This is a genomic window from Desemzia sp. C1, from assembly GCF_020882875.1.
In the GTDB taxonomy this organism is placed as follows: domain Bacteria; phylum Bacillota; class Bacilli; order Lactobacillales; family Carnobacteriaceae; genus Desemzia; species Desemzia incerta.
Genome location: NZ_JAJIZP010000003.1, coordinates 1,726,426 through 1,746,903, shown reverse-complemented (window position 1 = coordinate 1,746,903; position 20,478 = coordinate 1,726,426). Strand labels below are relative to the sequence as shown.

At 38.0% G+C, this 20,478-nt stretch carries 20 protein-coding genes and 1 rRNA gene; 8 read left to right on the top strand and 13 right to left on the bottom strand.

The features are described 5' to 3' along the window. Positions 1-6: 6 nt before the first annotated feature. The 7 genes from LMF32_RS08865 to LMF32_RS08835 form a co-directional block, all read right to left on the bottom strand. Positions 7-1,557: ribosomal RNA gene (locus tag LMF32_RS08865) — 16S ribosomal RNA — on the bottom strand. A gap of 505 nt (positions 1,558-2,062) precedes the next feature. Then, positions 2,063-2,590, bottom strand: coding sequence for a GNAT family N-acetyltransferase (locus LMF32_RS08860; protein ID WP_230524529.1), 528 nt, complete (start codon positions 2,588-2,590; stop codon positions 2,063-2,065). A gap of 102 nt (positions 2,591-2,692) precedes the next feature. Next, positions 2,693-4,039, bottom strand: coding sequence for a glucose-6-phosphate isomerase (locus LMF32_RS08855; RefSeq protein WP_092480677.1), 1,347 nt, complete (start codon positions 4,037-4,039; stop codon positions 2,693-2,695). A gap of 135 nt (positions 4,040-4,174) precedes the next feature. Continuing rightward, positions 4,175-4,564: a hypothetical protein gene (locus LMF32_RS08850; RefSeq protein ID WP_230524528.1), complete on the bottom strand. Its 390-nt coding sequence runs from the start codon at positions 4,562-4,564 to the stop codon at positions 4,175-4,177. 66 nt (positions 4,565-4,630) lie between these two features. After that, positions 4,631-5,011 carry a CvfD/Ygs/GSP13 family RNA-binding post-transcriptional regulator gene (locus LMF32_RS08845; protein ID WP_092480675.1) on the bottom strand — a complete coding sequence of 127 codons (381 nt, stop codon included), beginning with the start codon at positions 5,009-5,011 and terminating at the stop codon, positions 4,631-4,633. Positions 5,012-5,283: 272 nt separating this feature from the next. Continuing rightward, positions 5,284-6,147, bottom strand: a complete 864-nt coding sequence (locus tag LMF32_RS08840) for an ROK family protein (protein WP_278046317.1) — start codon at positions 6,145-6,147, stop codon at positions 5,284-5,286. 118 nt (positions 6,148-6,265) lie between these two features. After that, on the bottom strand, positions 6,266-6,850 hold the full coding sequence (locus LMF32_RS08835) for a peptidylprolyl isomerase (protein ID WP_092480674.1): 585 nt from the start codon (positions 6,848-6,850) through the stop codon (positions 6,266-6,268). 245 nt (positions 6,851-7,095) lie between these two features. On the opposite strand from LMF32_RS08835, the gene LMF32_RS08830 reads away from it, so the two are divergent. From LMF32_RS08830 to LMF32_RS08820, 3 genes are all read left to right on the top strand, one after another. Further along, a complete protein-coding gene (locus LMF32_RS08830) occupies positions 7,096-7,587 on the top strand; it encodes a divergent PAP2 family protein (protein WP_092480673.1) in 492 nt (163 codons plus the stop codon). A 51-nt stretch (positions 7,588-7,638) separates the two neighbouring features. Then, entirely contained in the window at positions 7,639-8,631 is a 993-nt protein-coding gene (locus LMF32_RS08825; protein WP_092480672.1) for an NAD(P)/FAD-dependent oxidoreductase, read from the top strand. Between the two features lie 136 nt (positions 8,632-8,767). Continuing rightward, a complete protein-coding gene (locus tag LMF32_RS08820; protein WP_092480698.1) occupies positions 8,768-9,253 on the top strand; it encodes a phosphatidylglycerophosphatase A in 486 nt (161 codons plus the stop codon). Between the two features lie 26 nt (positions 9,254-9,279). Here the strand turns inward: LMF32_RS08820 and LMF32_RS08815 are convergent, their stop codons facing one another. The 5 genes from LMF32_RS08815 to LMF32_RS08795 all read right to left on the bottom strand — a co-directional run bounded on the left by LMF32_RS08815 (position 9,280) and on the right by LMF32_RS08795 (position 14,060). Beyond that, positions 9,280-9,909, bottom strand: a complete 630-nt coding sequence (locus LMF32_RS08815; protein ID WP_230524526.1) for a TIGR01906 family membrane protein — start codon at positions 9,907-9,909, stop codon at positions 9,280-9,282. Further along, entirely contained in the window at positions 9,909-10,673 is a 765-nt protein-coding gene (locus tag LMF32_RS08810; RefSeq protein WP_347401913.1) for a TIGR01457 family HAD-type hydrolase, read from the bottom strand. The genes LMF32_RS08815 and LMF32_RS08810 overlap by 1 nt, the downstream gene beginning before the upstream one ends. 12 nt (positions 10,674-10,685) lie before the next feature. Beyond that, on the bottom strand, positions 10,686-11,504 hold the full coding sequence (locus LMF32_RS08805) for a YutD family protein (protein ID WP_188204539.1): 819 nt from the start codon (positions 11,502-11,504) through the stop codon (positions 10,686-10,688). Next, the gene (locus tag LMF32_RS08800; protein WP_230524525.1) at positions 11,488-12,924 is read right to left on the bottom strand and encodes a bifunctional UDP-sugar hydrolase/5'-nucleotidase; all 1,437 of its coding nucleotides are present in this window, start codon (positions 12,922-12,924) and stop codon (positions 11,488-11,490) included. The genes LMF32_RS08805 and LMF32_RS08800 overlap by 17 nt, the downstream gene beginning before the upstream one ends. Before the next feature lie 401 nt (positions 12,925-13,325). Further along, complete coding sequence (locus tag LMF32_RS08795) at positions 13,326-14,060, bottom strand: hypothetical protein (RefSeq protein WP_230524524.1); 735 nt, start codon at positions 14,058-14,060, stop codon at positions 13,326-13,328. A gap of 361 nt (positions 14,061-14,421) precedes the next feature. Between LMF32_RS08795 and LMF32_RS08790 the strand changes: the two genes are divergently transcribed. Genes LMF32_RS08790 through LMF32_RS08775 form a run of 4 tightly spaced genes read left to right on the top strand, consistent with a single transcriptional unit; the run spans position 14,422 to position 17,362 of the window. Continuing rightward, positions 14,422-15,159, top strand: a complete 738-nt coding sequence (locus LMF32_RS08790) for an amino acid ABC transporter ATP-binding protein (RefSeq protein WP_177192541.1) — start codon at positions 14,422-14,424, stop codon at positions 15,157-15,159. A gap of 15 nt (positions 15,160-15,174) precedes the next feature. Further along, positions 15,175-15,996, top strand: coding sequence for a transporter substrate-binding domain-containing protein (locus tag LMF32_RS08785; RefSeq protein WP_278046289.1), 822 nt, complete (start codon positions 15,175-15,177; stop codon positions 15,994-15,996). A gap of 55 nt (positions 15,997-16,051) precedes the next feature. Next, positions 16,052-16,699, top strand: coding sequence for an amino acid ABC transporter permease (locus tag LMF32_RS08780; RefSeq protein WP_092480664.1), 648 nt, complete (start codon positions 16,052-16,054; stop codon positions 16,697-16,699). Positions 16,700-16,711: 12 nt separating this feature from the next. After that, the gene (locus LMF32_RS08775) at positions 16,712-17,362 is read left to right on the top strand and encodes an amino acid ABC transporter permease (RefSeq protein WP_092480663.1); all 651 of its coding nucleotides are present in this window, start codon (positions 16,712-16,714) and stop codon (positions 17,360-17,362) included. Positions 17,363-17,407: 45 nt separating this feature from the next. Here the strand turns inward: LMF32_RS08775 and LMF32_RS08770 are convergent, their stop codons facing one another. After that, positions 17,408-19,243, bottom strand: coding sequence for a FapA family protein (locus tag LMF32_RS08770; RefSeq protein ID WP_230524523.1), 1,836 nt, complete (start codon positions 19,241-19,243; stop codon positions 17,408-17,410). A 270-nt stretch (positions 19,244-19,513) separates the two neighbouring features. Between LMF32_RS08770 and LMF32_RS08765 the strand changes: the two genes are divergently transcribed. Beyond that, positions 19,514-20,476: a MoxR family ATPase gene (locus LMF32_RS08765; RefSeq protein ID WP_230524522.1), complete on the top strand. Its 963-nt coding sequence runs from the start codon at positions 19,514-19,516 to the stop codon at positions 20,474-20,476. Positions 20,477-20,478: the final 2 nt, after the last annotated feature.

Here is a 20,478-nt window from a genome sequence, read left to right as displayed (position 1 = left end):
CCTTAGAAAGGAGGTGATCCAGCCGCACCTTCCGATACGGCTACCTTGTTACGACTTCACCCCAATTATCTGTCCCACCTTAGGCGGCTGGCTCCCGAAGGTTACCTCACCGACTTTGGGTGTTACAAACTCTCGTGGTGTGACGGGCGGTGTGTACAAGGCCCGGGAACGTATTCACCGCGGCGTTCTGATCCGCGATTACTAGCGATTCCGGCTTCATGTAGGCGAATTGCAGCCTACAATCCGAACTGAGAATGGCTTTAAGAGATTAGCTTAACCTCGCGGTTTTGCGACTCGTTGTACCATCCATTGTAGCACGTGTGTAGCCCAGGTCATAAGGGGCATGATGATTTGACGTCATCCCCACCTTCCTCCGGTTTATCACCGGCAGTCTCACTAGAGTGCCCAACTGAATGCTGGCAACTAATAATAAGGGTTGCGCTCGTTGCGGGACTTAACCCAACATCTCACGACACGAGCTGACGACAACCATGCACCACCTGTCACTTTGTCCCCGAAGGGAAAGCTCTATCTCTAGAGTGGTCAAAGGATGTCAAGACCTGGTAAGGTTCTTCGCGTTGCTTCGAATTAAACCACATGCTCCACCGCTTGTGCGGGCCCCCGTCAATTCCTTTGAGTTTCAACCTTGCGGTCGTACTCCCCAGGCGGAGTGCTTAATGCGTTAGCTGCAGCACTGAAGGGCGGAAACCCTCCAACACTTAGCACTCATCGTTTACGGCATGGACTACCAGGGTATCTAATCCTGTTTGCTCCCCATGCTTTCGAGCCTCAGCGTCAGTTACAGACCAGAAAGTCGCCTTCGCCACTGGTGTTCCTCCATATATCTACGCATTTCACCGCTACACATGGAATTCCACTTTCCTCTTCTGCACTCAAGTTCTCCAGTTTCCAATGACCCTCCCTGGTTGAGCCAGGGGCTTTCACATCAGACTTAAAGAACCGCCTGCGCTCGCTTTACGCCCAATAAATCCGGACAACGCTTGCCATCTACGTATTACCGCGGCTGCTGGCACGTAGTTAGCCATGGCTTTCTGGTTAGATACCGTCAAGGGACGAGCAGTTACTCTCATCCTTGTTCTTCTCTAACAACAGAGTTTTACGATCCGAAAACCTTCTTCACTCACGCGGCGTTGCTCCGTCAGACTTTCGTCCATTGCGGAAGATTCCCTACTGCTGCCTCCCGTAGGAGTCTGGGCCGTGTCTCAGTCCCAGTGTGGCCGATCACCCTCTCAGGTCGGCTACGCATCATCGTCTTGGTGAGCCATTACCTCACCAACTAACTAATGCGCCGCGGGTCCATCTACAAGTGACAGCCGAAACCGTCTTTCTTCTTTCTGCCAGGAGACAAAAAGATCTATGCGGTATTAGCATCCGTTTCCGAATGTTATCCCCCGCTTGTAGGTAGGTTACCCACGTGTTACTCACCCGTCCGCCACTCTTCTTTCCCGGTGCAAGCACCGGTAGGAAGCGTTCGACTTGCATGTATTAGGCACGCCGCCAGCGTTCGTCCTGAGCCAGGATCAAACTCTCATATAAAGTCGTCACCCGAAGGTGACTGCTTAATGATGCTTGAAGCTCATTAATTGATTGCTAGCGAATAATTATTCACTAATGTTGTTGTTTCGGCACTTGCCGAAACTCCTTACACGTTTGGTTCGTCTTACTTTGTTTAGTTTTCAAAGGTCTAATTTCGTGTTTCGTTGTCGTTTTGACAACTACTTAATAATATCAGGTCGACATTTACTTGTCAATAACTTTTTTAAAAAAATGTATTTTTATTCAAAAGTTGTTTCTTTGCAAGCGCTACATCAACTTGTTACATATTATCACGTTGCTTCATATTAAGTCAATCTTTTTTCAAAAAATTCTTAATATCGTTTTGTCTGCTTATGTATTTCAGCGACATCAACTACTATATCAACTTTTCTATCTCTGGTCAATAACTTTTTTGAAAAATATTTATAAAACTTATTCAATAACTTTTGCATAAATAAACCTTTTAATTTATTCGGTCTTGTTTCTTCATATAATGCTGCCACGTTTAAGGTAATAGATAATGATATAAATTGAAGTCTGCTTTCTCTACACCCGTATCATAATTTTTTATTTCTTTTACAAAAGTAAATCCTGCTGCTTTATAAAACGCATTTAAATATTCTTTTTCTGCCATACAGTCTAATCGAATACCTTTTACTTGTCTTTCCATTGCGATTTTTTTTGCTTCTTCAACTATATCATGCGCCACTGAAGTGCCTGCGAATTCACGCATAATATTGACCCGATGCAAATACATCCATTCTTGATTGTCTGCCCCCCACATTTCTTTATCCCACTTGCTTTGTTGATTCCATAGTATAAACATGCCTGCGACTTTACCATCCAATGTAGCGTAGTATACTTCTCCGCGTTCGATAGCTTTTGGCGTATTATGATTATCTTTTCCTTGTAAGACTTCACTCCACTGAGTAGAACCAATGGATTTCAACCATTCTGCTGTCTGTGTCAATATTTCCTTTATCACTTGGTGGTCTTTTGCAGTTGCTTGATGGATTTGTAATGTTTTTTTCATTCAAACTGCTCCTTTCTAATGAAAAAATCGTTGTCCACTTGTCGATTTGAGGGAGAACCCTTCAGATCGATTGAGTGAACAACGATTATTTTACATTAACAATTATAGTCTGTCATTTAATTCTTTTGCTAGATCTTCAAAACCTGGTTTACCTAATAAAGCAAACATATTTTTCTTGTAAGCTTCTACACCTGGTTGGTCAAATGGATTTACGCCATTCAAGTAACCTGAAATACCTACTGCAATTTCAAAGAAGTACATTAGGTAACCTAAAGTGTATGCATCTGTTTGAGGAATTGTTACTAATAAGTTAGGAACGTCTCCGTCAGTATGAGCTAATAGTGTACCTTGGAAAGCTTTTGTATTTACAAAATCAATATCTTTCCCTTCAAGGTATCCTAAACCATCTAAATCTTCTTCGCTTTCAGGAATAGCTAAAGCTTTTTTAGGTTTGTCCACTTTGATGACTGTTTCAAAGATATTTCTTGAACCTTCTTGAATAAATTGTCCTAGCGAATGCAAATCAGTTGAGAAGTTTGCACTTGAAGGGTAAATTCCTTTTTGGTCTTTTCCTTCTGACTCACCGAATAATTGTTTCCACCATTCAGAGAAGTATTGCAAGCTTGGTTCATAATTGATCAATAACTCAGTTACTTTTCCTTTACGGTATAACACGTTACGAATAGCAGCGTATTGGTAAGCTTCGTTTTCTTCTAATTTATCACTAGAATATGCATCGCTAGCATCAGCAGCACCTTGCATCAATGCATCGATGTCAGCTCCACTTACTGCAATCGGAAGAAGTCCTACAGCAGTCAATACAGAGAAGCGTCCCCCTACATCATCAGGAATTACGAATGTTTCATATCCTTGAGCATCTGCTTCGCCTTTTAGTGCTCCTTTTGCTTTATCAGTTGTAGCATAGATTCGATCGTTTGCTCCTTCTACACCATACTTCTTGATCAATAATTCTTTGAAGACACGGAATGCAATAGCAGGTTCTGTAGTTGTTCCAGATTTCGAAATCATGTTTACAGAAAAATCACGGTCTCCAATGATTTCAACTAGTTCAGCTAAATAAGTTGAACTGATACTGTTTCCAGCAAAGAAGATTTGTGGAGTCTTGCGTTTGTCGCTTCCCAATAAATTGTAGAAAGTATGGTTTAAGAAATCTAGAGCAGCTTTTGCTCCTAAGTAAGATCCGCCGATCCCTAAAACAACTAATACTTCAGATTCATTTTGAATTTTTTTAGCCGCTTCTTTAATACGGGCAAATTCTTCTTTATCGTAATCTTTTGGTAAGTTGATCCATCCTAAATAGTCGCTTCCTGCTCCTGTTCCATTGCGCAACATAGAATCAGCTGTCGTTACTTGTTGTTGTAAATTGGAAATTTCGTGTTCTTGCACAAATTTTCCAATCTTTGAATAATCAAATTGGATATGACCCATTTTAAATAACCTCCATTAGTATGTATTATGGTTTTTGGCTTTCATCAATACTCTATTACTTTAGTTGTTTTCCCTTGAAAATGCAAGAAAAAACAGCACTTTCATTTGTGAAATGAAAACGCTGTTGATGGTTTTTTATTGATTAAATAATGGTACTCCAGAAATGTCGATATTTTCCAAAGTCTCTATCAGCGTATCAGAAGACATCCAAGCATATTGAGTTGAGTTTTCTTTCAACAATTCATTTAACTCTGTCGTAATATTCTTATTTAACGAAAATACAAATAGCGGTACACGTGAGCCGTTAACTACTGAGTTGGTCAACTCATATAAATCTAATGCAGAACCTTGAATATCTAAAATATTTTTTAGTTCTTCAATTATACAGGCTAAACCTGTCTTCTCTTCGTAAATAGGTGTCATGGGCAACTCATAAGAGTCCTCATTATGTTTTACCAAAAAAACGTATTTCCCATTAAAGGCTTGAGCCATCACAGTACCGGCTACAAAATGTCCTTCAGTCATGTATAAACCCCTCTCAAGAATGATCCACAATTACATTAGTTCAACTATATGACAATGGACTAACTATCACCTAGAATTGATTTGATTCTTCTCGTCCTCTTTGGCTTGCTTGATCCATTTAGGCAAAGTTTCTCTTATACTCTGAAATCCAATTTTCCCTTTTTTTGTGTAGTGGCGTTTTTTCTTAGGATAGTAAACAAATGTTTGAGGATCTTCTAAGGCTCTGAGGGACAAGCTGATTTTTTTAGTGTATTCATCTATGTCAATGATCATAACGGTTATTTGGTCTCCTACCTTTAACAAATCTCCCACTTCTTTGACATAACCGTGTTTGCATTCCGATATGTGAATCAAACCTTGAGTTTCTTCATCTAGCGAAACAAAAGCTCCATACGGTTGTATACCGGTAACTTCTCCTTTAGTAACCATCCCAATTTTATATTCCATCCTAACACCTCTTTTCTCAAATTTCTCGAATATCAACTTTACAACTGTATTATAACATCAACATTAAAGATTTTATACCGTTTTGAAAATGACGCCGTTTTCAAAACGGTATGTTATTTTATGTACTTTATAAAAATGTTGATTTCAGCTATTTTCTGCAGTAATTTCAAGTAACTTTTTGTTCTTTCTTTTTATCAAGACAGAATAAAGAGTCGACTAGAACAACTCTAGTTGACTCTCTATTCCTTTTTTAATTGCAAAGAATCAAAAATTTATTCAGCATCTGCTGCCAACAATAAACTTCCTAAAATTCCAGCGTTGTCTTCCAAACCAGGTGCAACAATATACTGTTCTAGATCAGGTACTTGTACATAGTCATTGATCAATTCTGCAAATTTCTGACGGACTAACGGGTACAGTTGTTTCTGCTTCATCACTCCGCCGCCTAATACAATACGTTCAGGAGAAAGAATCAATGTGTAGTTCATCAAAGCTTGAGCAAGATAATAAGCTTCCATTTCCCATACTTCTTCTTGATCAGCCAGCAAATGGCCCTTTTTCCCAAATCTGCCTTCAATAGCCGGCCCTGCAGCAATTCCTTCTAAACAATCACCATGATAAGGACAAGTCCCTTTATAAGTTTCATTCAGATGCAAGCGAACTGGGATGTGCCCCATCTCAGGATGTCCATATCCTTCTAATAATTCCCCGTTAATCACTGCTCCGCCGCCGATTCCTGTACCGACAGTCAAATACACACAACTTTTCAATCCTTTAGCAGCTCCTAATTTGATTTCTCCAAGAGCTGCAGCATTCACATCTGTTGTCCATCCTATAGGAACAGAATAACGATTTTTTACTGATCCAAGAAAATCATAAAACTTCCACGCCGTTTTTGGTGTAGAGGTAATATACCCGTATGTATCTGATTCTTTATTAACGTCGATTGGACCGAATGAACCGATACCGATAGCTGTTAATTCATATTGATCAAAAAACGCAAATACTTCTGTCATTGTTTCCTCAGGTGTAGTTGTAGGTATACTGACTCTCTCTTTAATAGTAAAGTTTTCATCACTAACCGCACAGACGAATTTAGTTCCGCCGGCTTCGATTGCTCCAAACATATTCTTCATTCCTTTCAGCATAAACTTGCTTTTTCATTATATCAAATATCTTTTGAAAAAAGAATTCGTTTTCATTGATTTTATTAAAAAAGAACTTCTGCCTCTATTCAGCAGAAGTTCTTTGCGTTTATACTAATTCAATTGTTTCGATTACTACATCATTAACAGGTTTGTCTTGGAAACCACGTTTAACGTTTTGGATACTGTTCGCTACAGCCATGCCGTCGATGACTTGCCCAAATACAGTATGACGTTGGTCTAACCATGGTGTTCCACCGTTATTTTTGTATTCTTCAACGATTTCTGCTGGATAGCCTGCTGCTTCTAATTGAGCAACCATGTTCGCTGGAGTATTTGATGCAGTTACGATAAAGAATTGGCTGCCGTTTGTATTCGGTCCAGCATTTGCCATTGATAGAGCTCCATAAATATTGAAAGCTTCTGTAGAGAATTCGTCTTCGAAAGAATCTCCCCATAAACTTTCTCCGCCCATACCGCTTCCAGTTGGGTCTCCACCTTGGATCATAAAGTCAGGAATGACACGGTGGAAGATAATTCCGTTGTAATAACCTTTTTCAGCTAATCCTACGAAGTTTTCAACAGTTTTTGGTGCGATTTCCGGGAAAAGCTTGATTGTAATATCTCCCATGTTTGTGCGGATGATGGCTTTGATTTCATTTTCTGCCACTTCTTTTGATAATTGAGTATACATAAGTTTCCTCCTAAAATAAGGTACATTGAATTGATATACCTTTTTCTTCTTTGTTCATACAGTGTTTATGATAACGAATCTTTTTCTCGAATGCTACTATTATTTTCCAAACAGCCGGTTTTAATGGACTAACCATCTTGTTTTTTTCTTTTTTGTTCAGAAAAATCGTTTTTTACTTCCACCTCTTTTAGTTCGTGGTATGATAAAATAGCTTTATATTTAAATCACAGGAAGGAACAAAGAACATGTTCTCAAATTATCCCTTAATGGCAGCTTTTTCTGCAATTGTATTTGCTCAATTTATCAAAGTCCCTGTAGCTTATGTATTAAATCGGAAGACCACTATCGCTTTAGTGACTTCCACCGGAGGAATGCCAAGCTCACACTCAGCAGCGGTTTCCTCATTGATTACTGCTTTAGCTTTAGAGTATGGTATCGAATCCCCTTTAGTAGCTATCGCAAGTACTTTTGGAGTAATCGTTATGTTTGATTCGATGGGTGTTCGCAGACAAAGTGGTGAACAAGGCATTTTATTAAACGAACTGATCATTGAGTTCACTCGTTTGCGTGAAAAAGTATGGAATTTGTCTCAAGATCCGACTACAAAAAACTTTAAACAAGAACAAAAAGAGCGTCATTTGAAAGAATACTTAGGTCATAAGCCTATTGAAGTCTTTTTTGGTATTCTGACAGGTATCGCTGTAGCTTACGTCACTAAGATGATTTTAGGACAATAGCATCTCGAATAAAGTGGTTTTTTATTGAAAATATGCGACGGAGGGTTAATTTTGGAATTAAGAAATGACATTTACGATATTACAATTATTGGCGGCGGTCCAGTTGGCTTATTTGCGGCTTTTTATGGTGGCATGAGAAATGCTAAAGTCAAAATCATCGACAGCTTGCCTCAACTAGGTGGCCAAGTTTCGATGCTTTATCCTGAAAAAGACATTTATGATATTCCTGCTCTACCTGTAATCACTGGAGCAGAACTGACTACTAATCTAGTTGTTCAAAGATCTCGTTTCGACCAAACGATTTGTTTGGATGAAGAAGTGTTAGATGTTCAAAAAAATGAACAAGAGATTTTTGAACTAACGACTACAAAAGGAATGCATTTTTCTAAAGCCGTGATCATCGCTGCAGGAAACGGTGCTTTCCAGCCGAGAAAACTGGATATTGAAGATGCCGAACACTATGAAAACAAAACGCTCCACTACTATGTAAACAACATTGAACAATTCAAAGACCGGACAGTTATGATCTGCGGTGGTGGTGATTCAGCAGTGGATTGGGCACTTGCGTTAGAACCGATTGCAAAAAAAGTTTATTTGACTCATCGTCGAAATAAATTTAGAGCTCATGAACACAGCATCAGTTTACTGGAAGACTCTAGTGTTGAAATGATCACACCTTTTATCCCTCACTCTATCAGCGGGAAGGATCATAAGATAAAAAGCGTCACCCTTCAAGAAGTTCGTAAAGACAATCAATTAGAAATCGAAGTGGATGACTTTTTGGTCAATTACGGATTCACGTCTTCTATCGGACCTATGAAAAATTGGGGCTTTGAAGTGTCTCGAAATGAAATACCTGTAAACACTAAAATGGAAACATCGATTCCCGGAATTTATGCTATAGGAGACATTTGTACTTATAAAGGAAAAATCAAATTGATTGCTACCGGATTTGGTGAAGGTCCTACAGCCATCAATAATGCTATGAGCTACATCAATCCAGATGAACGCGTACAACCTATGCACAGTACCAGCTTATTTTAATCTGTTCTAAACCCACTAATTGTAGGCGATTAGTGGGTTATTTGCTTATCATTTCATTCTTTTGATCCTTTACGGGTATAATAAGAGAGAGTTCTATTAAATGGAGGGGATCAATGTGGTAGAAAATGATAATGTCATGCACCAAACAGCAGTCAACCTGTTGCATGAACGAGGCGTTAAAGAAGAAGATATTGCAGAATTAGTTTTATTTTTGCAAAAAAAATATATTGTAGACTTGAGCTTAGAAGAATGTATTGAGAACGTTAAGTCCGTTCTAAAAAAACGAGAAGTGCAAAATGCCATTCTAACGGGTATCCAATTAGACATCTTAGCGGAGAAAAACCAACTGATGTCTCCGTTACAAGAAATTATTACTGAGGACGAAGGTCTATTTGGCATCGATGAAATATTAGCCTTATCGATCGTAAACGTCTACGGCTCTATCGGTTTTACAAACTACGGGTATATTGATAAAGTAAAACCTGGTATTTTAGAAAAATTGAACAGCCACGAAGACAACGAAGTCCACACGTTTTTAGATGATATTGTTGGAGCTATTGCAGCTTCTGCTGCTAGCCGTTTAGCTCACGACAATCCTTCTAAAGCGGAGATCACTAAATAATAAAGTTTTCAAAAAAAAGACAGCTTTCATTTGAAAGCTGTCTTTTTTGCGTAGAAATAAACTCCGGCAATCATTAATTCAATCAATACAAACGCTAAAATAAAACAATGCATGAAAAACCCTTCTGGCAATGCCATAATAATAGGATCTGTGGAAGGATTGAAAATCCAAGCATCATTGTTAAAAAATACTTGATGGAATAGCACAAATAATTGATCAAAGTTAGCTGCAATCAAAAATAATATCACTAAGGGAGCAAATATCCCCCACATAAACGGTATTAGTAAAACCCAATTTCTTTTCGTCTGCTTTAAAAATCTCAGATAGAAAAATGAAGCAACCGTTGTGACTAGTAAAATTCCATAATCTAATAGGAATAATCGTTTTACTTCATAAAAATGAAATAGTCCGCTTTTTGAGCTTGGAAAGTTTGGCATGTTCAGCTCACTGACCCACGGTTTATTCAAGTAATCCAATAAGATATGATAGTTTTCCATGATGACCGGCTTTGATAGTCCTACACGTTCTGGTATATCAAAGAAATCAACATCAAATGCATACAAGGGCGTAAAATTGATGGTGACCATTACAGAAAAAGAAACGATCCATAGAAAAATCATAGCTATCCCAGCAAAATCTATCGCTTTTGTTTTCATTAAATGATCCACTCTCCTAAAGAATCCACGATGTGGGTAGGCTGTACCTCCACTTTCTCTAGATCCTCTGGTTTTGTGAATCCAGTGTAGACAAGTAACGTGTCCACTCCGCTGTTGATACCGGCCATGATATCTGTTTCATAATTGTCACCGACCATCAAGACTTCCTCAGCAGGCAGTTTGATTAATTTCAAAGCTTCTTCCATAATAATCGTTTCCGGCTTTCCTACGAATGTCGGTTCAATTCGGGTAGCTGCAGTCAGTAACGCAGCCAATGATCCCGCACCTGGAACCAATCCGTGTTCAGTCGGCAAATTAGTATCTTTGTTCGTTGCAATATATTGGGCCCCATTGTGGATCGCTAAAGTGGCCGCTTTAAATTTTTCGTAATTCACTTCTTGATCTAGACCTAGAACCACATAATCAGGGTTCTTGTCATCTTCTACAAACCCTCTGTCTGCCAAAGCTTGCTTCAATCCTTTTTCCCCTATGATCAATACTTTATTTCCATTATTTAAGGACTTCAAGTAATCAGCTGTAGCTAACGAGCTGGTGTATACTTCTTCTGGCAAAGCAGGAATACCAAAGTTTTCTTGCAGATTTTTAGCAGCTGTTTCAGGTGTTTTTGTAGAATTATTGGTTAAGAATAGAAATGGTATGTTTTTCTCTCGTAATCTTTGGATAAATCCTGGTGCATCAGGTATGCTTTCTTTTCCTTTATACATTGTTCCATCCAAATCGATCAAATATCCTTTGTAGTTCACGTTATCCAACCTTTATGATTTATTTTTCGCTCTATCTACATCGCCGCGGCGAATGTTGAATCTTCTTGAGCCTTTTTCATCCTTAACAGTCTTTACCAAAACAGATTCTGTTTCAGAGGAAATCGTTTTGGTTTCCGCTGGGACTTCTTTTTTAACGAAGTTTCTTTTTCTCGTATTTTTATTCGTTCTTTTAGCTCCACTGGCATTCTTGCCAGGAGTGTTAGGAAACTCTTGCGTGTGAGTATTTTTTACATTGGTAACATTTTTCTTTTTTTGTTTTTTGTGACGTGTATTTTTTGAAGAACTGCTCTGGCTTTTTGCCGGCTCTAATCGTTGAATCACAAAATAAGGCGCACCAAAATTGCAGTACTCATATAAATAATCTTCTAACTGGCTGATTTTTTTATCTTGAGGAACTTTACGATTTTGATTGCTGTAAAATCCTTTCAGCCTCAATTGTTCAAATCCCCAATCACCTACGATGTAATCATACTTGTCTAGTATAGGACTGTAGCGTTCGCTTAATCGGCGAGCATCAAAAGCTTCTCGATAATCTTTTGTGATTTCATACTTTTCGCCATTTATCGTAATTGTTGTAGGATCGATTTTTTGAACAATCAGATCCTTTTCGGGAACGATCGTTTCTTCGATTGTTTTATCTAATTTTGTCGCATCATTTTTAGTGTCTTTTTCTTTCCCTTTTTCATTCTTGCGATTCGGTCTCTTTTCCGTTTGACGTTTACGCGTGTGTTTGGGTTTAGAGTCTTTTGCGTCATGAATGATTTGTTTTTTAGACGTATTTTTTTCAGTTTTCTCATTCGTTTGGGTCATATTGTTCACCTTCATTTCTTAGCTCTTCATCCAGCTTAGTTTGGTTTAGTGGGTATTGCTTTTTAAGATGTTGCCCTACTACATTACGAATAAATAAAGGAAAAATCAATTCATTTTCTCCTTTTAATTCGATCGTCGGGAAAAATGGAATATACATAAAATGGTCAACTGTAGCAAATGTATAGTCACGATCTGCTCTAACACTTTTTCCTTGCCAATACACTTCTCCAGTTGTTGGATCAAAACTCACTCCATTATACACTATTTCTCCAAAGTATTTCCCTCTGAATCCCATTCCTCGAATAGGGAATTTTCTCAAATAATGGCGATTTTTTTCCATTTCTTCTACTACACGAATCAATTCAGCTCCTGGAAGGGTTACCCTGAGTATTCGCATAGGGTGCGGCAGCATTTGATGCAATTCATCATTTGTGATGACTCCATCATTTAACGAAGTCATAAATAAACCTGCATTCAATACAGCAGCTTCTGTTTTAGCATAATATTTTAAAGCTTCTAAACTGATCTGCATCAGCTCAGAATCTGCATACCAGCTATTAGGCAAAGCTTTTGGCAAGAACGCGATTTGTTGTTGCTTCAACAATTGATGTCCTTTTTGAGAATAAGCCATAATCAATTCTTCTTCATTGAATGGAGCAGGAATCTCATCAATAGGAGTCACAGACGCAGAAGAGTCCATTATAGAATTTTCATCCACATCAATGACTACATGTCCTACATATTCTCCGTATCTTCCGGCTGCTCCTAAGAGAGAATCTCTGATGCGTTCTCCTTTTGGCAATACGTGATGTGTATGCGAACCTAAAATAATGTCAATCATCGGAAACATTTCAGCGATTTTCCGATCGTCTCCAATTCCTAAATGCGACAATAAAACGATCGTATCTGTTAATGGCTCTAGGATCTCCAGCATTTGAGTAATCACTTCAAAAGAATCTTGGATATTCCATCCTATTGGAATGTAGCTTGTTGGGAAAGACGCCGTCAAAGCAAATATTCCTATACGGTGTCCTTTTTTAGTGTTGAAAATTTCAAAAGGTACGGTTCCTTTAGGCAATTCTCCGCTTTTTGCATCTCGCATATTTGAAATAATGGTTTTAAAATTGGCAGAATCATAAAGCCGGTTTAATTGTTCTTTTGAGCTCCCAATGCCTTCATTGTTGCCAATAGTTACCGCATCATAATGAGCGTCATTCATCAAATCGATCATTGCAGTTCCATTTGTGGCTTCAATCAACGGATGCACCCGGTCACAAGCATCACCAATATCAAACGCAAAAAAGGAATCTCCGCTATTTTCGATTCGAGTGCGCTCTTCCCGCAAATAATGAGCTATACGCGGCCACTTGCTTAAGTGTGAGTGAATATCGTTTGTATGGTACAAATGAATACGTTCCATAACATTCCCCTTTACCTCTATAAACTGGTTCAACAAATGTTCGGTCAAGATCACACCTATTATTCGTTGATGGTTTTACTGGTGTTCTTACTTTTTTGTTCGTGAATAATCTTACTCTACTTTATTATACCAATCATTTGTCTCCTTTTCTTCCTTTTCAGAAAAAAAGAATTTTTAAAACAGCTGAGAATCCTGTAAAAGAAAAGAGTGTGGAAAAAGGCGTTTATCCCCGTTTCACTAGAGCGAATAAGCACAGGACGGTCGTAGATCATTCGAGCATTATTTGTGAAGTGGACGTTGGGGCTGGCTTTTTAAGCACGTTTACAAAACCAATATTCGTAAAACTAAAGGAGCTGGGAGTTATTTCCCAGCTCCTTGTCTCTAAACTTGATCTTAAGATCTTAAATCAGCAGCAATAAGACTGTAAATACTATTGATCCAACTACAAAACTGCTGATACTGCTTTTTTGTTCCTCAGGCAACTCTTCTTTCATAATGTTTAAGATCATGCCACCGGAGACAAATGCAAACAGTACTGAGACCCCAAATTCTCCGATCTCAACAAATAAAGCCAATAGCCAACCAAAAAGGGATGCAAAAGACAGTAATAGCCGCCCGTACTGATCATACACTTCTTCATGATGCCGCCGCAGACTCCAATCATTGGCGATAAAATGAACCGCTAATGCTAGAAAATAAAATATTAAGCTGCTCACTTGTTCAAAATGCTGATTTAACAGCAAATAGCCTATAATTGTGTTGTAAACAAAAAACAACCCGATATGCACCCAAAAAACGCCTGATACTTCTGCTAAAGATTGAGCAGGTTCGGTATGATTTTTTACTATCTTCGCTTTTTTTTCTAAAGCATAGAACAAAACCAAACCTGCCATAGCTACTAAATAAATATGGTGTTCAATATACCCAAAGGCTGTATTCGTCAACTCTTTTGAGAGCACTTTTTGATATTTGTTTAATTCGGGCAATAGATGAACAAATAGATACGCTACGGATACCCCAGCTGCTAGAGATAAAAATTTGCTTCTTGGTATCTTGCCGGCAAATTTCATGTATTTAGAAAAAAAGTGCAGCAAGGAAAAACCCAGCGCACAAAAAAATGTCAATGCTATGTACATTAAGGCTGCTCCTTCCTATCACAGTGGTCAAATTTTTGAGTTTTCAGTACTGAACCACTCTCTATTTGAATAAAAAAACTCTTTTTATACCTTAACTATGCCTAAAGCAAAAAAATTTGCAACCGTTATACTCCTTTAAATACAACGATTAAAGCACTTTTATCTGCTTTTAGCTTAAAGCTGGCTAGCTTGAAAAGAGTAAGTGATTATAGTAGAATTAAAAAATGGTAAAGTAACTGGACAGTTTTTAACAATCGCATAGCAAGAATACTCTAGTAGGAAGCACACAATCAGCTTATCGACCAGCATTGTGTACTTCCTAATTCTTATGTATAAAAACTACTCAACCAACTAAGGAGGAATTATCATGATTGAGTTTAAAGATGTTAATAAATACTATGGTGATTTTCATGCTTTAAAAAATATCAATCTAACTTTTACAAAAGGAGAAGTGACCGTCGTCATTGGACCATCTGGTTCAGGGAAAAGTACGATGCTTCGCTGTATTAATGGGTTAGAAGAAATAAACGAAGGTCAATTGTTGGTTAGCGGTGTAGATCTGCACGCTAAAGATACCAATATCAATAATATTCGCAAACATGTGGGAATGGTTTTCCAACATTTCAATTTATACCCGCACATGACAGTTTTAGAAAACGTTACTTTAGCCCCTATTAAAGTGTTAAAACAAGATCCAAAAGAAGCTCAAAAAACAGCTGAAAAATTGTTGGACAAAGTAAACATGTTAGATAAAAAAGATTCTTATCCAACTCAATTATCTGGTGGTCAAAAACAACGTATTGCGATTGCACGTGGTTTAGCGATGAATCCAGAAGTGTTATTATTTGATGAGCCGACTAGTGCACTTGATCCGGAAACGATCGATGATGTATTAGACGTTATGAAGAAATTGGCTAAAGAAGGGATGACAATGATCGTTGTAACTCACGAAATGGGATTCGCTCGTGAAGTTGGAGACCGCGTCATTTTTATGGCTGATGGAGAAGTAATTGAAGATAAAAATGCTCAAGAGTTTTATGAAAATCCTGAGGATCCAAGAGCAAAACAATTCTTAGGCAAAATTATCCACCATGTATAATTTGGAGGTATTAGTATGAAAATAATGAAAAAACGTCCTCTGCTTTTCTTACTGCTGCTCCCGATCATTTGGCTTTCTGCTTGTACTTCTGGACAAGTAGCCAACCAAGACATTACAGAACGTATAGCAGTAGCTTCTACCCCAGAAATTATTTGGGGAGTAAAAGCAGATACTAATTTATTCGGACTTTACAACATTGCTAAAGGCGAGATTGAAGGATTTGATATCGATATCGCTAAAGCTCTGACAGAAGAAATCACTGGCAGTGCTGATAATGCTGAGTTTGTAGAAGTCACATCAAAAACACGTATCCCTTTGATCAAGAACGGGAACATCGACGCTATCATCGCTACAATGACCATTTCTGAAGAACGAAAAAAACAAGTTGATTTCTCAGATGTGTATTTTGCAGCTGGTCAATCTTTACTTGTCCCTAACGACAGCGCTATTCAAAGTATCGAAGATTTAAATGCCGATACAACTGTTCTAGCTGTTAAAGGTTCTACTTCCGCTCAAAACATCCGTGAACATGCACCAGAAGCAAATATCTTGGAACTTGAAAATTATTCGGAAGCTTTCACAGCCTTACAATCAGGACAAGGCGATGCTATGACTACGGATAATGCCATTCTATTGGGAATCATTGATGAAAATCCTGGTTATCGCTTAGCTGGGGACCCTTTTACTGATGAACCTTACGGGATCGCTATCAATCACGGACAAGAGAACTTTTTAAATGAAGTCAATAAAGCATTGGATACTATTATTGAAAATGGAACGTATGCTGAGATCTTTACTAAATGGTTCCCTGAGGAAGAAGTTCCTGAATTAAATTAATCTGTACAGCTTCTTTAAAGAAGTTTTATGAAACGTTAGAAATGAGGTGCCTGAAATGATTGAAATCTTAACCAATTATAACGATGTATTGATAGAAGGTTTTATCAATACCTTGATTGCTAGTTTGATTGCCTTGGTCATCAGTTTAATTATCGGTACACTGTTGGGGATTTTCCAAGTATCGACAAATAAACTTTTAGCTGGTATCGCTAATTTTTATGTCCAATTATTTTTGAATATTCCATTATTGATCATTGTGTTATTTTTCTATGTAGTGTTTCCTATGTTCTTTGTTGGAGTAAATGGCTTTACTGCCGGGATCATTGGTTTGACGATCTATACTTCAGCTTTTATTGCAGAAACGGTAAGAGCAGGTATCCTAGGAGTACCTAACGGACAAATGGAAGCTGGCTTGTCTACTGGTTTGACTTATGGAGATACTATGAGATACATTATCTTGCCTCAAGCCATCAAAATCGTGATTCCTCCACTAGGCAATCAATTTATCAACTTAGTGAAGAACTCGTCTGTTTTAGCAATGGTGGCTGGTTTGGATTTGATGTATTATGGAGATTTGATCGCTAGTGAAACATTCAACACATTTGATACTTACATTATTGTTGCATTATTTTACCTGATAATTACTTTACCATTAACTTACTTGATGCAGTATGTGGAACGCCGCTTAGCTGCAAATGATTAGGAGGAGATTCATTTGGATTTTACTGGAGCTTATTCCTGGGTGAACATCCGCTTTTTATTGGATGGACTCCTAGTTACACTTGAAATAGCTGCTATTTCAATTATTTTGAGTTTTATTATAGGGGCTATTTTAGGCTTAGTACGTTATATGAAGGTTCCTGTACTTTCTTTTCTTGCAGGAGCAATCGTAGATATCATTCGTAACTTGCCTTTGCTGTTGATCATTTTCTTTACTTACTTTGCCTTACCTCAAATTGGTATTCGTTTAAGTATTTTCTGGTCTGCAGTTGCTGCCATGACGATTTTTGAATCCGCTATGCTTTCTGAGATCATTCGTGGTGGATTGAATTCCATCCCTGTTGGACAAATGGAAGCTGGTCGATCAACTGGATTGACTTATGCTCAAACGATTTGGTACATCATTATTCCGCAAGCTTTACGGGCTATGGTTCCACCAATCGTCAGTCAATTCGTAGCATTAGTGAAAGACACTTCATTAGCTACGATCATAACTTTACCTGAACTGACACACAATGCTCGAATCGTTTACGGACAAGACACAAATTTTGTTATTCCAATGTTTATTGCTATGGGATTCCTTTATTGGGTAGTCTGCTACACCCTTTCGAAATTGTCTAAACGCTTAGAAACAAGTAACGCTTAACAACAAAAAAGATCGACAAAGAAGAAATCTCTTTGTCGATCTTTTTTAATTTAGTTTTATCATTCCATCTGACAAGTGTGCAAGAACTTTTTGATGAACTGTATTTAATACGAGACGAACAGAGCCGATTTTTAACTCAGTTCCTTCATAAGCTTTCTCTATTTGTATACTCTTCTCTTCTGGGACAGCCAAGGTCGTTTTGATTGCTCCTATAGACCCGGCTTCTTTAATGATCATTCCTTCTTGAGCAAAAACCTTCCCTCCTCGAATACATCCTGCGATTTTTACTTGTCCTTTAGAAACGATTCTAGTATTCAAACATCCATGTCCTGTAATATCAATGTTTCCATTGCATTTCAACGTACTATTAACGGCACTATCAGCACTGATACTTGTGGGTTCTGTTGAATTGGAAAAAGTTGTCTCTTGCGCATCCGTCAGCTGCTGTGTCAACTCTTTTAATTGATCGACAGAGATCTCTAAATGGGCTTGTTGAATAAATAGTTCTTGGATTTTTGTTGCGCCGTCTATCCATTCTTGGGATAAAAAGGTTTTGTTTTGAGCAACGATTTGTGTGTATTCTTTGATTTGATCTAAAAAGGTTTGAAATCTTTTTTGCACTAACTTATTGAGTAAAGACCGTTGGTTCTGCCTTACACTGCTTTGTTTGTAAGCATACGATTGAGTGATTTGTTCGAGGGCTGTATAAATTTGTTCCAATTGCTTCAAGAGTTCACTGTTCAATTGACTTAAGCGAGTCAACAGTTCATTTCTTTCCCCTGCTGAAAATACAGAGTTTGAGATATGTCCTTTACATACGATAGAGTGGGTCGCTGTAATGGTGGAACTGTTCACTGAACTATGCAGTACCAAGTCATTTCCAGCATCAATGACCATATTTTCTTCTACTGCTCCGAAAACTTCCACATCTCCATAAAAATGAATATTTCCAGTGGCAATTGCTACATTTTCCTTTTGGACAAACTTTGGGATAATGGAAGCTTTCACCACTTGGTTCTTTTGATGGACGAGTGGGCGACCTATCTTTGAGGCAATAATGCGATTTTCTTCAAGACCGATTCCCTGCCCTGGTTGAAAAGTAATTGCTGTGACTGGTTTAGGATAAATCAGCTCATTCGTGACACTTCTGCCGACTTCGCCTTCAATCGGCGGATGAATGATGGCAAGGATTTCTCCCGCTTCAACAGTGGGAATTTGTTGGTTTTCTCTGAAGTCGATATTCCCTTTTTCATCTTTATGTAACACTTTCTTAACAGCAGAGTCGACTTTGGCCTCTAGATAACCATCCTTCCCTTCCTTCGCTGGTGAACCTGTTGCTACTTCAATGATTTGGTGAGTGTTAGACTGAGTCACCTCACGTAAAGCCGCTTCATTTATGCCATAAATAATACCCGCTTTATTCAGCTTTTTCTTCACCTCTACCATACCGATTTTCTGATCGATCGTTTTGTATTCTTCTACTTTAAGAACAGCCTCATGAGTTGGAGAGAAGTTTTTTATCTTTGGTACTATCTTATAACCAGGCTCCACTTCTATAAAAGCCGTTAGTTGATGTCTATCCGTTGTCACATCACATTTGGGTGGGCTAATGGATGGTTTTATTTCAATCTGCAGGTGATCTTTTTCGGTCAATTCAAAATAAGGGTCTTTTACTCTCTCGCCATTTTTTATCACCACAATATCTTCTCTGTTTTCATCTATATGTATTTTTGGCGCGACATCTGGTGCGTCCTTCACACCTATTTTCTCGTTCATCATCCAAGCTTTTCCACTTAAAAAACTATTTTTCCTTTTCATGTAACTTTTATAGAAAGAAGTATTCTCTTTCATTTCGTCTATCTTCCTTTGGTTTTCTGGCATATTCTTGTCCTCCAATCTTGTTAAATTTATCTTCAATCAATAAAACGCGCTTACATTCTATAATATTTAAACAGTATTCTTTTTCTATCTTCTCTTCTATTATAACCTTCTCTCCATTAAAGACAAGACGACTTTAATTATTTTATACTGGTTGTTATTTTTCGATTTTTTAAACAGCTTTATTATTTCCCTATTCCTACTCATAAGGGAATTGTATTTGTCTGACATTACCGTTAAAATAGGGAAAATAAATGGCTTGGAGGGATCAAGTTGGTTTTATCAGAAAAGCATCAGCATTCTGTACAGCAATTGCATCAATTGATTGATACAGTAGATCATATAGTGATCGGAAAAAAAGACATTACAACATTAACACTAACCGCTATGCTCGCTGGAGGTCATGTATTATTTGAAGATATTCCTGGAGTAGGAAAAACTTTGCTGGTCAAATCGATCGCTAAAATACTTGGTGCCGATTTCTCTAGGATTCAATTTACGCCTGATTTAGTTCCTAGTGATATTATTGGATACTCTATACCTGTATCTGGAGAAGCTGAGTTTACTTTTCGAAAAGGTCCTTTGTTTGCTTCCTTAGTCTTAGCAGATGAGATCAATCGGACTTCTCCTCGAACACAAGCAGCTATGTTGGAAGCTATGTCCGAACACCAAGTTACTATGGACGGAAAAACGTACCCTTTACCTGAGCCTTTTTTTGTATTGGCTACTCAAAATCCTATTGAACATGAAGGGACTTATCCCTTACCAGAAGCTCAATTGGATCGTTTCTTGATTCAACTTTCTTTAGGGTATCCAACTCATGAACAAGAAATTCAAATGTTGGCGAGTCCAAACCAATCTGAAATGCTAAATACGATTCAACCCCTGCTAAGTTTAAAGGAGTTTCAAGAATTAAAGCAATTAGTTCCGACAGTACATGTTCAACCTGAATTACTGGCGTACATCGTCAAATTAGGAGATTACACTCGTACAAATTCTAAAATCCGTCTCGGCATCAGCCCTAGAGGGAATCAATACTGTTTAGCAGCAGCTAAAGCCTATGCTGTATTGAATTTGCGCGATTACCTTATCCCGGATGATATACTAGCAGTTATTGCTTCTGTGTATCAACATCGTTTGTTGTTTAAAGAGTACCTTACACCTAAACAAAAAGCCGTTGCTATACAATCTCTTATCAAAGAAGTTCCAGTACCTTTAAAACGAAATAAAAGGTGATC

Coding starts and splice junctions, on each gene's coding strand:
- LMF32_RS08850 (WP_230524528.1), bottom strand. CDS start 4,564: ATGACTGAAGGACATTTTGTAGCCGGTACTGTGATGGCTCAAGCCTTT.
- LMF32_RS08780 (WP_092480664.1), top strand. CDS start 16,052: ATGATTGAAATCTTAACCAATTATAACGATGTATTGATAGAAGGTTTT.
- LMF32_RS08795 (WP_230524524.1), bottom strand. CDS start 14,060: ATGTACATAGCATTGACATTTTTTTGTGCGCTGGGTTTTTCCTTGCTG.
- LMF32_RS08855 (WP_092480677.1), bottom strand. CDS start 4,039: ATGGGTCATATCCAATTTGATTATTCAAAGATTGGAAAATTTGTGCAA.
- LMF32_RS08805 (WP_188204539.1), bottom strand. CDS start 11,504: ATGACCCAAACGAATGAGAAAACTGAAAAAAATACGTCTAAAAAACAA.
- LMF32_RS08860 (WP_230524529.1), bottom strand. CDS start 2,590: ATGAAAAAAACATTACAAATCCATCAAGCAACTGCAAAAGACCACCAA.
- LMF32_RS08770 (WP_230524523.1), bottom strand. CDS start 19,243: ATGCCAGAAAACCAAAGGAAGATAGACGAAATGAAAGAGAATACTTCT.
- LMF32_RS08835 (WP_092480674.1), bottom strand. CDS start 6,850: ATGTATACTCAATTATCAAAAGAAGTGGCAGAAAATGAAATCAAAGCC.
- LMF32_RS08840 (WP_278046317.1), bottom strand. CDS start 6,147: ATGAAGAATATGTTTGGAGCAATCGAAGCCGGCGGAACTAAATTCGTC.
- LMF32_RS08815 (WP_230524526.1), bottom strand. CDS start 9,909: ATGAAAACAAAAGCGATAGATTTTGCTGGGATAGCTATGATTTTTCTA.
- LMF32_RS08785 (WP_278046289.1), top strand. CDS start 15,175: ATGAAAATAATGAAAAAACGTCCTCTGCTTTTCTTACTGCTGCTCCCG.
- LMF32_RS08800 (WP_230524525.1), bottom strand. CDS start 12,924: ATGGAACGTATTCATTTGTACCATACAAACGATATTCACTCACACTTA.
- LMF32_RS08820 (WP_092480698.1), top strand. CDS start 8,768: ATGCACCAAACAGCAGTCAACCTGTTGCATGAACGAGGCGTTAAAGAA.
- LMF32_RS08830 (WP_092480673.1), top strand. CDS start 7,096: ATGTTCTCAAATTATCCCTTAATGGCAGCTTTTTCTGCAATTGTATTT.
- LMF32_RS08845 (WP_092480675.1), bottom strand. CDS start 5,011: ATGGAATATAAAATTGGGATGGTTACTAAAGGAGAAGTTACCGGTATA.